Origin of the sequence: Mycobacterium sp., assembly GCF_052144515.1 — a bacterium.
Taxonomy (GTDB): Bacteria; Actinomycetota; Actinomycetes; order Mycobacteriales; family Mycobacteriaceae; genus Mycobacterium.
Genome location: NZ_JBKQQD010000421.1, coordinates 1 through 14,199 on the forward strand (window position 1 = coordinate 1; position 14,199 = coordinate 14,199).

Below are 14,199 nucleotides of genomic sequence, written 5' to 3' on the forward strand. Positions count from 1 at the left end.
TTGCCCGACCCACTGGGCCCCAGCAACGCCGTCAGCGAACCGGCGGGCACCACGAAATCCACATGATCCAGCGCGACGAAATCCCCATAACGCTTGAAGGCGTCACGCACCACAATCGCGTGGTCAGTCCCAGCGTCGGTCATGTTCAAGTCTCCTTGTCAAGCCTGTGCTTTCGCGCGTTTCCGGCGAATGAGCAGAATCGTCTTGACGATCAGGAACGCGACGGCGACACCCATCAGCAGCGTCGACAGCGCGTAGGCGCCGTATTCGGCCCCGCGGTTGTAACGGTCGTTGACCAGCAGTGTGAGTGTTTGCGATTCTCCCGGTAGGTTGGACGACACCATGATGACCGCGCCGAATTCGCCGAGAGTACGCGCGGTGGTGAGCACTAGGCCGTAGGTCAGGCCCCACCGAATGGATGGCAGCGTGATCCGCCAAAACGTCTGCCACGTTCCCGATCCCAGGGTCGCCGCCGCCTGTTCCTGCTCGGTCCCCACCTCGACGAGCACCGGCTGGACCTCGCGCACCACGAACGGCAGGGTGACGAAGATGCTGGCCAGCACGATGCCCGGCACGCCGAAGATGATCCTGAACCCGAGGTTGTTTTCGATGAAGCCCAGCGCGCCGGCCGATCCCCACAACAGGATCAGCGCTACACCCACGATGATGGGCGAGACCGCGAACGGCAGGTCGATGACCGCCTGCAGCAGGGCCCTACCACGAAATCGGTTGCGCGCCAGCAGTATCGACATCAGGACACCAAAGCTGACGTTCAGCGGCACCACGATGGCCACCACCAGCAGCGAAAGGTGCAGCGCCGATATCGCCGCCGGAGTAGTGACCCAGGCATAGAACTGGTGAAAACCGGGTCGGAACGTCCGCCACAGGATCAGGGACACCGGAACGACCAGCATGATGCCTATATAGGCCAACACCGTGTATCGGGTCAGGAAACGAACCCAGGTCGACGGCGTCATCCTGCCTTCTCCTCCCGTTTGGCTCTGCGCCCACCCACGATCCGCAAGAGCACCAGAACCGTGAACGAAATAGACAGCAGCACAATGGATATCGCGGCAGCGCCGGTGCGGTCGTCGTTCTCGATCAGGGCGCGGATCCACTGCGACGAAACTTCGGTCTTGCCCGGCACCTGCCCGCCGATCGTCACCACCGAGCCGAACTCGCCGATGCACCGCGAGAAGGCCAGCCCGGCGCCCGATAACAACGCGGGCAGCAGCGACGGCAGCACGATCGTGGTGAAGACCTGGAGTCCGCTGGCGCCCAGCGACGCCGCCGCCTCCTCGACGTCCCGGTCGATTTCCAGCAGCACCGGCTGAATGGCGCGCACCACCATCGGCAGCGTGACGAACGTCAGCGCCATCGCAACCCCCGGGGGGGTGTGCTGCAAGTGAATGCCTATCGGGCTGTTCTTGCCGTACAGGGCCAGCATGACAAGGCTGGTGACGATCGTGGGTAGAGCGAAGGGCAGATCGATGATCGCGTCAATCAGGCCTTTGCCGACGAAGTCGTCCCGCACCAGCACCCAGGCGGTCGCCAGGCCAAACACCAGGTTGATGATTGTGACCGCGACGGAAACGAGCAGGGTCACCTCGAACGACTCGAGCGCGGCATGCGACGTGACCGCCAGCCAGAAGGCCTCCCAGCCCCCACCAATGGACTGCCATGCGATCGCTGCCAGTGGCAGCAGCACGATCACCGAAAGCCACAGCGATGCCACGCCGACCCGAAGCGACGTGCCGGCATCCCGTACGGGCGCGCGCGGCCCTGCCGGCGCTGCCGGCGCGTCCGGAAGTTCACTGCCAGGTTGGAGAAGCTCCGCCGGAATCGCCTCGGGGCCGGGGCTTTCGCCCAAAAAGGATCGGGTCATCCGGTGGCCTGCAGGTAGACCTTGGTGATGCGTCCGGTGGCCTTGTCGAACAGCTGCGAGTCGACCGTGGGCCAGCCGCCGAGGTCGGTGATCGTCCACAGCTTCACCGGCACCGGGTACTCGTCCCGGAAGACGCTGGCGACGGCGGGATCGACCACCCGGAAACCGGCCTGGGCCCAAAGCCTTTGGGCCGGGGCGGTGTACTGGAAGTTCTTGAACGAGTTCGCCACGTCAAGGTGCGCGCTGGTGGTCACCACGGCCACCGGGTTCTCGATTTTGAAAGTCTGCTGCGGGATAACGTGCTCGACCAGTTTGCCTTGCCGCTCAGCGGCGATGGCCTCGTTCTCGTAGCTGATCAACACGTCGCCGCTGCCTTCGATGAAGACATCAGTGGCGAGGCGACCTGAACTGGGGCGCAATTTGACGTGTTCGTGAACGAGTTTGCTGATGAAATCGATGCCCGCGTTGACGTTTCGGCCACCCTCGCTCTTGGCGGCGTACGGGGCGAGCAGATTCCACTTGGCCGAGCCCGAGCTCAGCGGGCTGGGTGTGACGACCTCGACGTCGGGCTTCAGCAGATCATCCCAATCCCTGATGTTCTTCGGATTGCCCTTGCGCACCACCAATGACACAACGGATCCGAACGGGATGCCCTTGGTGGCGTCCTTGTCCCAGTCCGGGGACACCTTGCCGGCCTTGACCAATCGCGTGATGTCCGGCTCGACCGAGAAGTTCACAACATCGGCCGGCTTTCCTTCGACAACGCCGCGTGACTGGTCGGCGGAGGCGGCGTATGAGGTCACCACCTGCACACCCTTGCCCTCCGCGGAGGCGTTGAACGCCGGAATCACCTTGCTCCAGCCGGGTTCTGGGACCGAATAGGCGACCAGGGTTATCTTCGTGTTCGCGTTGGTCAGCCCGCCGCCGCCCACGGCATCACTGGCCCCGCCCCCACACGCGGCAGTTACTTCCACGAAGACTCCCGCGATCAGGGCGAGCATCGCGGCATACCGGACGCGGCGCCTGTGCAACGCACCCCCGGTGTGGTTAAGCATTGCGTGACCTTCCAGTACGGGACTTATGGGCTTCGGCCCCGTTACTGCGGAAAGGCTCTTGACGTCGGGAAATTCACCAATTCCGGACCAGACCGCAGACGGGTTTTAAGCGTCAGCGACAACAGCGCACGAAGGCATGGCACTCCGAGCCAGCAAACGCCATACGCATGGCGCGAAGCTTAACAGCGGGCATCCGCAACGGCGCGTCAGCAACCGCGCGACGTCACCGCCATCACGGGCCTTACCCGGGCGCCCCGGGCCGCCGAGCCGACGCAGGCAGGCACGCACAGTGGGCATCATCAGGGCATGATCACCACGCGCGTAGCACGACGTCGGTCCCGAAAACCACAGGTCGATGCCGTCTACCGCGGTGAGGATCCGCTTGCCGCATGGAGGAGGCCTTGCGCATTCGACAAAACATCCGTTTCCTCGGGGCGCAGATCGGCAGGCATCGTGACCGGCCGACTCTTGGCGCCTATGTAAAAGTCATGGTGATGGAAAAACGCTCCACGCCTAAGCCGGATTACCCGGCTCCTGGCAAGCGGGTGAAACCCGGTCAAGCGCCGTTGCACACCCCGAGTCGCGGATCGTATTGCCGTAGCCGTCGGCAGTGGCGATGTTGGCGTTCATCACCCCGCCCGAATTTCTCGCGCCCTAGGTGCGCCGGTAGCTCGCGCGGTGGGATACGGTTTGCGTCGTGAACGCTATGCAGATCCACCTGTTGGTTGTGGGGATCCCCTTGTTGCTGGTGGCCGTGCTGGCGACGTTGATCTGGTCGCGCAAGGGACTCCACCCCGAGAGCTATAAGTTGTCGGAGCCCTGGACGCATCCACCGATCCTGTGGGCCGCCGCTGACGAGGCTGTCGGCAGCGCGCACGGCGGACATGGCGGGCATGACACATCGGAATTCACAGTCGGAGGTGGCGCCAGTGGCACGTGGTGATGTTGCGACGATCGAGCCCGCCGACCTCCCCAGGGGCTCGGTGGTCACCACCAGCGGACGCGTCTCCGGGGTCAGCGAGCCCGGCGAGCTTTCCGTGCACTACCCGTTTTCGATCAATGACCTCGTCGCCCTCGACGACGCGCTGACCTACGGCTCGCGGGCATCCAGGGCGCGCTTCGCCATCTACATCGGCGACTTGGGTAGCGACACCGCCGCACGGGCTCGCGAGATTCTGGCCAAGGTGCCGACGCCGGACGACGCGGTGTTGCTCGCCGTCTCGCCGGACCAGTGCGCCATCGAGGTGGCCTACGGCACCGCCGTCCGGGGTCGCGGCGCCGAGTCGGCTGCACCGCTTGGGGTCGCTGCGGCTTCGTCGGCGTTCGAGCAGGGCGACCTGGTCGACGGGCTGGTCAGCGCGATCCGCGTGCTCAGTGCGGGGATCTCCCCGGCTTAGATTGCGCCACCAGGAGTGGTTGGAAAAAGCCGCGCATAGGGGCGTGCCGGCGGACGTCATCGGCGAGATCACCCGCCGGCACGGCATCACGCCCGACAGTTTCGACATCCTCCACAAGATGGAGGAGATCACTGATCCCGACGGCAAGTCCTTTTTCCTCATCCCGCGACGCGCCGGCGGCAGCGACGCGCGCAAAGCGGCGCTGATGACCTACATCTTCAATGCGGGCACCGGCTACGCGGAGGCGGGCGAGCAGCCCGGAGTCACCAACGACTTCCCGGAGACGCCGTATTCGGCCGCCGAGGTCCAGCGGATCATCGACCGGCAGCGCGGCAACAGCTGGAGCTATGACCGCGACGTCAGGTTCGTCCACCGCAATGGAGGGCGCCTCGTCTCCACACCCAACGGCATGCTGATGGGCCTGGGCGGCAACCGGATTCAGGGCCTGTTCAGCCAGCAGGGCGGAACCGCTTGGGGCGACATCTTCATGGTGAACATCGATCGCTGCAGCGACCCCTGCGAGCAGCTCCGCCAAATCGTGCGCTCCGGGCGCGCCTGGTACACCGACCGCCGGGGTGCGCCCGTGCAGAGCAGCCTCAACCTGGACCGCGTGCTCCACCACGAGGAGCGGCACTCCGCGCAATGGGCCGCGAAGGGTTACCTACGCATGCTCAGGGACTACGGCTGGGAACTGGTCCGCGAGAAGGCCTTCGGCAAGACGAACAGGCTGGAAGACGACGCGGGTCTGTCCGACGGTGGCTACCGGTAGTCCGCTCAGTTCGCCTCGCCGGCGTCGAAACGACGCGCCCGCAACGCCCGTTTGACCGCGGCCTGACCCTCCAGCACCAGGCGGCGTAACGCCGGCGGCACCTCGGACTCCGGGGCGGTCAGAAACTCGTCGGCAGCGGCGATGGCGGCGTCACTGATGTCCCAGTAGGGATACAGGCCGATCACCACGGTCTGCGCGACCTCGCTGGAGCGGCGCGCCCACACCCCGGGGATCGCCTCGAAGTAGCGCGCGGTGAACGGCTTGAGCAGCTCACCTTGTCCGGGTGCGGCGATGCCCGTGATGATCGCGCGAGCCGTGATGTTGGCCAGGGTGTCGTCTTCGACCACCGTGGTGAACGCCTTCTCCTTGACGTCGAATTGCGGCCGGGCAGCTGCGGCCTGGGCGCTGTGCCGTTTGCCGGCAGCGGTCGCGTCACGTTGCGCCTCAGCGTCGATCCTCGGTGTCGCCGGCCCGTCGGCGTCAATGGCCCCGGCAGCCGCGAGTGCACTCACGATGCGCCAGCGCAGGTCCGTATCCACATTCACGCCCGCCAAGCCAAGTGCGGCCGGGTCACCATCGAGCAAGGCCGCCAGCGTCTCGACATGCCGGGGAGACAGGACGGACGAGCACAGCGTGTTGACGAAGGCCAGTTGATGGTCCGACGCGGGCGCAGCGGCACGCGCCAATTCCAGCAACTGGTCGGCGTACTGCGGCCAGCCGTGCTCGCGGGCCCAGCCCGGCTCGGCATAGGAGCCCAGTGCCGTCTGTGCCTGCAGCAGCAGCCGCTGACCCACCCCGACCTCGGTTTCGGCATGTATCCCGCCCGAGACCAGTGCCACGAAGTCGCGGGCTCGCAGTTCGGCCTCGCGGGTCATCTCCCACGCCGCAGACCACACCAGAGTGCGCGGCAGCGGCTCGGCGATATCGGCGATCCGCTCCAACGCGGTCCGCAGTGACTCGGCGTCCAGCCGCAATGAGCAGTAGGTTAGGTCGTCGTCGTTGACCAGAATCAGTTTGCCGCGGGAAACACCAACCAGCGCAGGGACTTCCGTTTCCGGGCCGTCGATGTCCAGTTCCTCCCGGTGCACCCGCACTAGCTTGCCGGATCCATCGTCGTCGTAGATGCCGACGGCCACCCGGTGCACCCTGGTCTCGCCCGCGCCGGGCGCCGCGCCGCTCTGCGTCACCGCGAACCGGGTGAACTTGTCGTCGGTGTCGACGTCGAAATCCGGCCGCAGCGTGTTCAGTCCAGTGGTTTTCAACCACTGCTGACCCCAATTCGACAAATCGCGGCCGGACGCTTTCACCAGTGCGGAAAGCAGATCGTCGAAGGTGGCATTGCCGAACGCGTGGGTGCGGAAGTAATCGCGCAGCCCGGCAAGGAAGTGCTCCAGCCCGACGTAGGCGACGAGTTGCTTGAGTACCGAAGCGCCCTTCGCGTAGGTGATGCCGTCGAAGTTCACCTCGACGGCGGCCAGATCGGGGATTTCGGCGGCGATCGGGTGCGTCGACGGCAACTGGTCCTGGCGGTACGCCCACGACTTCTCGACAGTCGCGAACGTGGTCCACGCCTCTTTGAATTCTGTTGCTTCGCTTTGGCATAGCACCGATGCGAAGGTGGCGAAGGACTCGTTGAGCCACAGGTCGTCCCACCAGGTCATGGTGACCAGGTCGCCGAACCACATGTGCGCCATCTCGTGCAGCACCGTCTCGGCGCGCCGCTCGTAGGAGGCCCGGGTGACCTTGCTGCGGAAGACGTAATCCTCGAGGAACGTCACCGCGCCCGCGTTTTCCATTGCGCCGGCGTTGAACTCGGGGACGAACAGCTGGTCGTACTTGCCGAACGCGTACGGCAACCCGAAGTGCTTGTGGTAGAAGCCAAATCCTTGCTTAGTCTGCGTGAACAACCGTTCGGCGTCCATGTGTTGCGCCAGCGAGGCCCGGCAGTAGATGCCCAACGGGATGTCGCCGTGTTCGTCGGTGTAGACGTCTTCCCAGACGGCGTACGGCCCGGCGACCAGGGCCACCAGATAGGTGCTCATCCGCGGGGTGGTAGCGAAGGTATGCGCTGCGCTCGCGCCGTTCTCCGTGACGGTCGTGCACGCGCCGTTGGACACCACCCTCCAGTGCTTGGGCGCGGTCACCCGGATGTCGAACGTGGCCTTCAGGTCGGGCTGGTCGAAACAGGCGAACATCCGCTTCGCGTCGGCGGTTTCGAATTGCGAGTACAGGTAGGTTTCATCGTCCACCGGGTCGACGAAGCGATGCAGGCCCTCGCCGGTGTTGGAGTAGCGGCAGTCGGCGTCGACGACGACCACGTTGCGGTTGGCCAGTCCCCGCAGCGGGATCCCGATCGATTCGTCATATCCGGAGACGTCGAGTTCGCGGCCGTTGAGGCTGGCACTGCGCACCTTTTCGGCGGAGATGTCGATGACCGTGTCGCCGCCGGCCAGGGCGTCGAACTCGACGGTGGTGGTGGAGCGGAAAGTTCGCTCGCCGGGAGCACCGTTACCGTCGGTGACATCGAGGTTGATCTGGTAGCTATCGACGGCGATCAGGGCGGCGCGTTCGACAGCCTGGTCCCGGGTGAGGTTAGGAAGAGCCACCCGTCCAACTTAGAGCGTGGTGGGCTGGCCCTGCAGAATGGGAACAGGCGCGCGGCGACTACGGTTGTGTTTTGGCGGTGTTTTGACCGTTTCTGACTTTGAGAGGACTGCGCAATGCCCGAGAAGGCTCCTGAGAAGTCTGTCGCCGATTTCTGGTTCGATCCGCTGTGCCCGTGGGCCTGGATCACGTCACGCTGGATCCTTGAAGTCGAGAAGGTCCGCGACATCGACGTGAACTTCCACGTGATGAGCCTCGCGATACTCAACGAAAACCGCGAAGACCTGGCCGAGAACTACCGCGAGAACATGAAGAAGGCTTGGGGACCCGTGCGGGTGGCTATCGCTGCCGAGCGGGCCCGCGGCGCCAGCGTGTTGGCGCCGCTTTACACCGCGATGGGCACCCAGATCCACAACAAGGGCAACAAAGAGCTCGAAGAGGTCATCAAGCTATCGCTGGACGAGGCGGGACTGCCGGCGGAGCTGGCCGATGCCGCCACCAGCGAGGCCTACGACGACGCCCTGCGCAAGAGCCACCACGCGGGGATGGACGCGGTCGGCGAGGATGTTGGCACCCCGACCATCCACGTCAACGGTGTGGCGTTCTTCGGGCCGGTGCTGTCGAAGATCCCGCGCGGCGAAGAAGCCGGGAAGCTCTGGGACGCCTCCGTGACGTTCGCGGCCTATCCACACTTCTTCGAGCTCAAGCGGACTCGCACGGAGCGACCCGAGTTCGACTGAACGCGTTGCGTCGCTGACCCCGGTGGGTAAGGATGTCGGGCATGCGCGTCTACCTGGGTTCTGACCACGCGGGATACGAGCTCAAGCAGCAAATCATCGAGCACCTGACGAAGTCCGGACACGAGCCGATCGACTGCGGCGCATTCAGCTACGACCCCGAGGACGACTACCCGGCGTTCTGCATCGCGGCCGCTACTCGCACGGTGGCCGACCCGGACAGCCTCGGCATTGTGCTGGGCGGATCGGGCAACGGCGAGCAGATCGCAGCCAACAAGGTGCCCGGGGCGCGCTGCGCGCTGGCCTGGAGCGTGGAGACCGCGACGCTGGCCCGCGAACACAACAACGCGCAGTTGATCGGGATCGGTGGCCGCATGCACACCATCGCCGAGGCGCTGACCTTCGTCGATGCCTTCGTCAACACGCCGTTCTCGAAAGCCGAACGCCACCAACGGCGTATCGACATTCTCGCCGAGTACGAACGCACCCACGACGCGCCGCCGGTGCCCGGCGCGCCGGCCTGAGACCCCGGGAGCCACTGGGGTGCCCGAAGGGCATACGCTGCATCGGCTGGCCCGGCTGCACCAGCGTCGCTTCGCGGGGGCGCCCGTCGCGGTATCCAGCCCGCAGGGCCGATTCTCCACTTCCGCGGCCGCGGTCGACGGCCGCGTCTTGCGGCGCACCAGCGTCTGGGGCAAGCACTTGTTCCATCACTACGCCGACGGCCCGATCGTGCACGTTCATCTCGGCCTCTACGGCACCTTCACCGAATGGTCCCGGCCCGGCGACGGCCTGCTGCCGGAGGCGGTGGGTCAGGTGCGGATGCGGATGATCGGCGCCGATTACGGCACCGATCTGCGCGGCCCGACGGTGTGTGAGCTGCTGGACGAAGCCCAAGTCGGCGATGTTGTGGCCAGGCTCGGGCCCGACCCGTTGCGCAGCGATGCCGACCCGTCGTGGGCCTGGAACCGGATCGCCAAGTCCCGCAGGCCTATTGGGGCCGTTCTCATGGATCAGACCGTCATTGCGGGCGTGGGCAATGTCTACCGCAGCGAGTTGCTGTTCCGCCACCGCATCGACCCGTTCCGGCCCGGCCGGGGGATCAGCGAAACCGAATTCGACACGGCGTGGACCGATCTGGTGGCGCTGATGAAAGTGGGCTTGCGCGGCGGCAAGATCGTCGTGGTGCGCCCCGAACACGACCACGGTCCGCCGTCATATCTGCCCGATCGGCCCAGGACGTATGTGTACCGGCGCGCCGGCGAGCCGTGCCGAGTGTGTGGGACAACAATCAGCACGACCGTGCTGGAGGGCCGGAATCTGTTCTGGTGTCCTCATTGTCAAACATGAGATTAGTCACATGTCAAATAGGTTGTGACCCTGCAGATTTCGTTATCTGGGTGCAACTTAATTCTGTTTAGATCTTGACCGGCGGGGTACACGCTAACATTGTGAAAATAATTCCACGTTTAATTGCAACGGTTTTCGCCGTGAGCGCTGCCCTAGGTGTGGCGGGTGTGGGTGCCGCCGTCGACGCCCAAGCCCAGCCCGGACCCTTCCCGCAATGGTGCCCGGGCGACTTCTGGGACCCGGGCTGGGGAGACAACTGGGACCGAGGCCATTGCCACGACAACTGGCGGGGTCCCGGACCGAGGTATGACGACCGTGGTGGCTGGCACGACGACCGCGACCGCGGATGGGACCACCGCTGAGATAGCCAACAGAACACCCCCTCCGAACGGCGGGGGTGTTCTATTTCGTCAGTACTCCCAGCACCCGGTAGACCTCGTCACTGAGGGCGAGGCTGCGAGGGTCCGCATTGGCCTTGGTGGCGTCGAAGCGATTCGCCACATACGCGTAGCCGATTCGGTGTTCCAGGTCGACGAAACCGAATGAGCCGCCCAAACCACCGTGTCCGAAGATGCGCGGGTTGGGTCCGTTGACCCCCCGCTGGTTGAGCATGTATCCCAGACCCCACCCGTGGTCGGCGACCCGGGGGCCCAGCACCAGGTCGGTCTCAAAACCGCCCTGACACACCCGGACCAGGTCCATGTGCTCACGGCTGAGCAGTTTCTCTTGGGCGAGCGCGTTGTAGAACGTCGCCAACCCTAGCGCCGACACCTGTCCGTTGGTGCCGGGGAACTCGAGCTGGCGCCAGAGAGTCAGGTCGTGGGAGCCCAGTTCGTCGTCGGGGGCGAATCCCATCGAGATGGACAATCCCGCCTTGGGGTGGTCGGCCAGGCTGGTCGGGTAGCCGGGGGCTTGTGCGTCGGCCAGCAGGTCCCGGGCGTGCGGCTTGTTCACCCGATCGGCGCAGCGGAGTTGTTCGGCCGGCGGCAGGCCGATGTGGACGTCGGCGCCGAGCGGCTCAGCGATCTCGGTGCGCAGGTACTGACCGATGGTGCGACCAGTCACCCGGCGGAACACCTCGCCGAGGATGAAACCGAACGTGGTCATGTGATAGCCCTGCGCGGTGCCCGGCTGCCACCACGGTTCCGCGGTCGCGAGCTGCTCGCAGACGAAATCCCAATGGGCGACTTTTTCCCAGCTCATCCGGGTGCGCGGCCCGATTACGCCGGATCGGTGGCTCATCACCATGGCCAGGGTGATGTCTTCCTTGCCCGCCTGCCCGAACTCCGGCCAGTAACGGGCCACCGGAGCCTGCAGGTCCAGCTCACCGCGGTCGGCCAGTTGGTGGACGCAGGTGGCGGACAGGCCCTTGGTGCCGGACAGCACGGTGGTCAGGGTGTTCTGCTGCCAGGGCCGGGTACCGGCCGCGTCGGTCGAGCCGCCCCACAGGTTGACGACCAGGTTCCCGTCGACCCACACCGCGACGGCCGCGCCGACTTCGTTGTTCACCGCAAAGTTGCGCTCGAACGCGTCGCGTACTCCTGCGAAGTCCGACGCGCATGAGCCGTGGATGGCAGCGTCGGTTTTAAGGTCGGCTTTAAGGTCGCTCATGGCGCCTTTCTGTCGAGCACAATATTAAGCCCGAGGCGAGGCCCGAGCGGGCGACGGGAATCGAACCCGCGTAGCTAGTTTGGAAGACTAGGGCTCTACCATTGAGCTACGCCCGCGTGTATTAGTCGAGCGAGACTGTACGTGGCAGGACACATCAAATCTAATTGAGCCTGTTATGTGACCGCTCCGTGAGGTGCGAGGTCGCTGCGAAGCCGGTGCTGTCGGGCCGTAGGATCGCGAGGTCAGCGCGGGGTGTAGCGCAGCTTGGTAGCGCATCCGCTTTGGGAGCGGAAGGCCGCAGGTTCAAATCCTGTCACCCCGACCAGCACGCGCCGGCCCCACGGTCACCGACCGTCAGCGACGACCAGCAAGGAGCACACCCCGTGAAGACCAGTGTCGAGCAGTTGAGCCCCACCCGGGTGCGCCTCAGTGTGGAGGTGCCCTTCTCCGAGCTCGAGCCCGACTTCCAGCGGGCCTACAAGGAGCTGGCCAAACAGGTGCGAGTGCCCGGCTTCCGTCCCGGGAAGGCGCCCGCGAAATTGCTGGAGGCTCGCATCGGACGGTCGGCGATAGTCGAGCAAGTCATCAACGAGGCACTGCCCAGCCGCTACGGGCAGGCGGTGACGGAATCGGAGGTCCACCCTCTCGGCCAGCCCGACATCGACGTGACCAAGAAGGAGTACGGCCAGGACCTGGCGTTCACCGCCGAGGTCGACGTGCGGCCCGAGATCACCCTTCCGGATTTGCACGCGCTGACCATCTCCGTGGATCCGATCGAAGTCACCGACGAGGACGTCGAGGCCGAACTGCAGTCGTTGCGCGCCAGGTTCGGCAGCCTGAAGGACGTCGATCGGCCGGTGGTTGACGGGGACCTGGCCACGATCGATTTGTCCGCCACCGCCGACGGCGAGGACCTGCCCGGCGCCAGCGCCGAGGGAATGTCCCATGAGGTCGGCTCCGGCCGGCTCATCGCAGGCCTCGACGATGCGCTCGTCGGTTTGTCCATCGACGAGTCCCGGGTCTTCACCGCGCAACTGGCGACCGGCGAACACGCCGGGCAGGATGCGGAAGTCACCGTCACCGTCCGGTCGATCAAGGAGCGCGAACTGCCCGAGGCCGACGACGAGTTCGCGCAACTGGCCAGCGAGTTTGACACCATTGACGAGCTGCGGGCCAGCCTCAGCGACCGGGTGCGCATGGTCAAGCGCGCTCGGCAAGCGGAGCAGATTCAAAACGTCACGATGGATGCTTTGCTCGAGCAGGTCGAGGTCCCGCTGCCGGAAGCGATCGTGCAGGCCCAGTACGACGGCGCTATACACAACGCCTTACACGGCCTCGACCACGACGAAGCCAGGCTCGCTGAGGTGCTCACCGCGCGAGGGTCGTCGCGCGAGGAGTTCGAGGCCGAGACGCGCAGCGCCGCAGAGAAGGACGTCAAGAGGCAGCTGGTGCTGGATGCTCTGGCCGATGACCTCGAGATCCAGGTCGGCCAGGACGATCTGACTGAGCGACTCTTGATGACGTCGCGGCAATACGGCATCGAGCCGCAGCAGCTGTTCAGCTATCTGCAGGAGAACAACCAGCTGCCTGCCATGTTCGCCGATGTGCGGCGCGGGCTCACCATGGCCGCTGTCGTCGAGGCGGCGACGGTCAGCGATACCGACGGAAACGCGATCGACACCAGCGAGTTCTTCGGCAGGCGCGGTCAATCCGCCGAGGCTGACGCCGACGAGGCTGATAAAGCCGACGACGCCGGCGAGATTGATGAGGCCGACGAGGCCGATGAGGACGGTGAGGTCGTGGCGCAGGAGGCCTCCGGCCAACCCGCGACATGACGCTGTGAGCGAACGGGCCCATTTCACGGTGTCCACGACCGGCAAACAGGCGGCTCGGTTGGTTAGTGTCGGTGCATACAGATTTCTAGAAAGCAGGTAATCCAGTCGTGACTGACATGCGGCGTTCAAACTCGCAGGGACTCAACCTCACGGACTCGGTCTATGAGCGTTTGCTCTCCGAGCGCATCATCTTCCTGGGTTCGGAGGTGAACGACGAAGTCGCCAACCGGCTGTGCGCACAGATCTTGCTGCTTGCCGCCGAAGACGCCGAGAAGGACATCAACCTCTACATCAACTCGCCGGGCGGATCGATCAGCGCCGGCATGGCGATCTACGACACCATGGTGTTGGCGCCGTGCGACATCGCCACCTATGCGATGGGGATGGCCGCCTCGATGGGTGAGTTCCTCCTGGCGGCCGGCACCAAGGGCAAGCGCTACGCGTTGCCGCACGCTCGCATCCTGATGCACCAGCCGCTGGGCGGAGTGACCGGTAGCGCGGCCGACATCGCCATCCAGGCCGAGCAGTTCGCCGTCATCAAGAAGGAGATGTTCCGCCTCAACGCCGAATTCACCGGCCAGCCGATCGAGCGCATCGAGACGGACTCCGACCGCGACCGCTGGTTCACCGCCCCCGAAGCCCTGGAATACGGCTTCGTCGACCACATCATCACCCGCGCCGCCCACATCACCAATGGAGAAGCACAGTGAATGCCCTGAACCCCGAGGTCCAACCCCAGGCGCGCTACATTCTGCCGTCGTTCATCGAGCACTCGAGCTTCGGCGTCAAGGAGTCCAACCCCTATAACAAGCTGTTCGAGGAACGCATCATCTTCCTCGGCGTGCCGGTCGACGACGCGCCGGCGAACGACATCATGGCGCAGCTGCTGGTGCTGGAGTCGCTGGACCCCGACCGTGACATCACCATGTACATCAACTCCCCAGGCGGCGGGTTCA

Annotated in this window: 15 protein-coding genes, 2 tRNA genes and 1 pseudogene; 11 read left to right on the forward strand and 7 right to left on the reverse strand. The window is 65.1% G+C overall.

Annotated elements, in window-relative coordinates; translation table 11 throughout:
- The 4 genes and pseudogenes from ACLP9N_RS28245 to ACLP9N_RS28260 form a co-directional block, all read right to left on the reverse strand.
- Positions 1 to 143, reverse strand: a pseudogene (locus ACLP9N_RS28245) (sulfate/molybdate ABC transporter ATP-binding protein); the annotation flags it as partial.
- A 15-nt stretch (positions 144 to 158) separates the two neighbouring features.
- A complete protein-coding gene (gene cysW, locus ACLP9N_RS28250; RefSeq protein WP_442410460.1) occupies positions 159 to 977 on the reverse strand; it encodes a sulfate ABC transporter permease subunit CysW in 819 nt (272 codons plus the stop codon).
- The gene (cysT, locus tag ACLP9N_RS28255) at positions 974 to 1,885 is read right to left on the reverse strand and encodes a sulfate ABC transporter permease subunit CysT (protein WP_442410461.1); all 912 of its coding nucleotides are present in this window, start codon (positions 1,883 to 1,885) and stop codon (positions 974 to 976) included. Before cysT ends, cysW begins: the two co-directional genes overlap by 4 nt.
- Complete coding sequence (locus tag ACLP9N_RS28260; RefSeq protein ID WP_442410462.1) at positions 1,882 to 2,940, reverse strand: sulfate ABC transporter substrate-binding protein; 1,059 nt, start codon at positions 2,938 to 2,940, stop codon at positions 1,882 to 1,884. The genes cysT and ACLP9N_RS28260 overlap by 4 nt, the downstream gene beginning before the upstream one ends.
- 706 nt (positions 2,941 to 3,646) lie before the next feature.
- Between ACLP9N_RS28260 and ctaJ the strand changes: the two genes are divergently transcribed.
- The 3 genes from ctaJ to ACLP9N_RS28275 are packed head-to-tail and all read left to right on the forward strand — an operon-like array spanning position 3,647 to position 5,106.
- The gene (ctaJ, locus tag ACLP9N_RS28265; RefSeq protein ID WP_442410472.1) at positions 3,647 to 3,883 is read left to right on the forward strand and encodes an aa3-type cytochrome oxidase subunit CtaJ; all 237 of its coding nucleotides are present in this window, start codon (positions 3,647 to 3,649) and stop codon (positions 3,881 to 3,883) included.
- Positions 3,870 to 4,337, forward strand: a complete 468-nt coding sequence (locus tag ACLP9N_RS28270) for a DUF5130 domain-containing protein (protein WP_442410463.1) — start codon at positions 3,870 to 3,872, stop codon at positions 4,335 to 4,337. The genes ctaJ and ACLP9N_RS28270 overlap by 14 nt, the downstream gene beginning before the upstream one ends.
- Positions 4,338 to 4,380: 43 nt before the next feature.
- On the forward strand, positions 4,381 to 5,106 hold the full coding sequence (locus ACLP9N_RS28275; protein WP_442410464.1) for a hypothetical protein: 726 nt from the start codon (positions 4,381 to 4,383) through the stop codon (positions 5,104 to 5,106).
- Positions 5,107 to 5,111: 5 nt separating this feature from the next.
- Here ACLP9N_RS28275 and pepN read toward each other — a convergent pair whose 3' ends face one another.
- Positions 5,112 to 7,712, reverse strand: coding sequence for an aminopeptidase N (gene pepN, locus ACLP9N_RS28280; protein ID WP_442410465.1), 2,601 nt, complete (start codon positions 7,710 to 7,712; stop codon positions 5,112 to 5,114).
- A gap of 114 nt (positions 7,713 to 7,826) precedes the next feature.
- Here pepN and ACLP9N_RS28285 point away from each other — a divergent pair, with 114 nt between their 5' ends.
- The 4 genes from ACLP9N_RS28285 (at position 7,827) to ACLP9N_RS28300 (ending at position 10,159) form a co-directional block, all read left to right on the forward strand.
- Positions 7,827 to 8,450, forward strand: a complete 624-nt coding sequence (locus ACLP9N_RS28285) for an Rv2466c family mycothiol-dependent reductase (RefSeq protein ID WP_442410466.1) — start codon at positions 7,827 to 7,829, stop codon at positions 8,448 to 8,450.
- Positions 8,451 to 8,491: 41 nt separating this feature from the next.
- Positions 8,492 to 8,971 (forward strand): ribose-5-phosphate isomerase, encoded by a 480-nt coding sequence (locus ACLP9N_RS28290; RefSeq protein ID WP_442410467.1) that lies wholly within the window; start codon positions 8,492 to 8,494, stop codon positions 8,969 to 8,971.
- Positions 8,972 to 8,990: 19 nt separating this feature from the next.
- On the forward strand, positions 8,991 to 9,797 hold the full coding sequence (locus ACLP9N_RS28295; RefSeq protein WP_442410468.1) for an Fpg/Nei family DNA glycosylase: 807 nt from the start codon (positions 8,991 to 8,993) through the stop codon (positions 9,795 to 9,797).
- A 140-nt stretch (positions 9,798 to 9,937) separates the two neighbouring features.
- Positions 9,938 to 10,159 (forward strand): hypothetical protein, encoded by a 222-nt coding sequence (locus ACLP9N_RS28300; RefSeq protein WP_442410469.1) that lies wholly within the window; start codon positions 9,938 to 9,940, stop codon positions 10,157 to 10,159.
- A 40-nt stretch (positions 10,160 to 10,199) separates the two neighbouring features.
- On the opposite strand, the gene ACLP9N_RS28305 is transcribed toward ACLP9N_RS28300, so the two are convergent.
- Positions 10,200 to 11,408, reverse strand: coding sequence for a serine hydrolase domain-containing protein (locus ACLP9N_RS28305; protein ID WP_442410470.1), 1,209 nt, complete (start codon positions 11,406 to 11,408; stop codon positions 10,200 to 10,202).
- Positions 11,409 to 11,453: 45 nt separating this feature from the next.
- Positions 11,454 to 11,524 (reverse strand) — tRNA-Gly (locus ACLP9N_RS28310).
- Positions 11,525 to 11,656: 132 nt separating this feature from the next.
- Between ACLP9N_RS28310 and ACLP9N_RS28315 the strand changes: the two genes are divergently transcribed.
- From ACLP9N_RS28315 to ACLP9N_RS28330, 4 genes are all read left to right on the forward strand, one after another.
- Positions 11,657 to 11,733 (forward strand) — tRNA-Pro (locus tag ACLP9N_RS28315).
- Between the two features lie 58 nt (positions 11,734 to 11,791).
- Positions 11,792 to 13,243, forward strand: coding sequence for a trigger factor (gene tig, locus ACLP9N_RS28320; RefSeq protein ID WP_442410471.1), 1,452 nt, complete (start codon positions 11,792 to 11,794; stop codon positions 13,241 to 13,243).
- A gap of 116 nt (positions 13,244 to 13,359) precedes the next feature.
- Positions 13,360 to 13,953, forward strand: coding sequence for an ATP-dependent CLP protease proteolytic subunit ClpP1 (gene clpP1 / locus ACLP9N_RS28325; RefSeq protein WP_442410473.1), 594 nt, complete (start codon positions 13,360 to 13,362; stop codon positions 13,951 to 13,953).
- Between the two features lie 5 nt (positions 13,954 to 13,958).
- Positions 13,959 to 14,199: ATP-dependent Clp protease proteolytic subunit (locus ACLP9N_RS28330; RefSeq protein WP_442410474.1), on the forward strand; the 241-nt coding region annotated here is incomplete at its 3' end.

Coding starts and splice junctions, on each gene's coding strand:
- ACLP9N_RS28260 (WP_442410462.1), bottom strand. CDS start 2,940: ATGCTTAACCACACCGGGGGTGCGTTGCACAGGCGCCGCGTCCGGTAT.
- ACLP9N_RS28290 (WP_442410467.1), top strand. CDS start 8,492: ATGCGCGTCTACCTGGGTTCTGACCACGCGGGATACGAGCTCAAGCAG.
- cysT (WP_442410461.1), bottom strand. CDS start 1,885: ATGACCCGATCCTTTTTGGGCGAAAGCCCCGGCCCCGAGGCGATTCCG.
- ctaJ (WP_442410472.1), top strand. CDS start 3,647: ATGCAGATCCACCTGTTGGTTGTGGGGATCCCCTTGTTGCTGGTGGCC.
- cysW (WP_442410460.1), bottom strand. CDS start 977: ATGACGCCGTCGACCTGGGTTCGTTTCCTGACCCGATACACGGTGTTG.
- ACLP9N_RS28305 (WP_442410470.1), bottom strand. CDS start 11,408: ATGAGCGACCTTAAAGCCGACCTTAAAACCGACGCTGCCATCCACGGC.
- clpP1 (WP_442410473.1), top strand. CDS start 13,360: ATGCGGCGTTCAAACTCGCAGGGACTCAACCTCACGGACTCGGTCTAT.
- ACLP9N_RS28285 (WP_442410466.1), top strand. CDS start 7,827: ATGCCCGAGAAGGCTCCTGAGAAGTCTGTCGCCGATTTCTGGTTCGAT.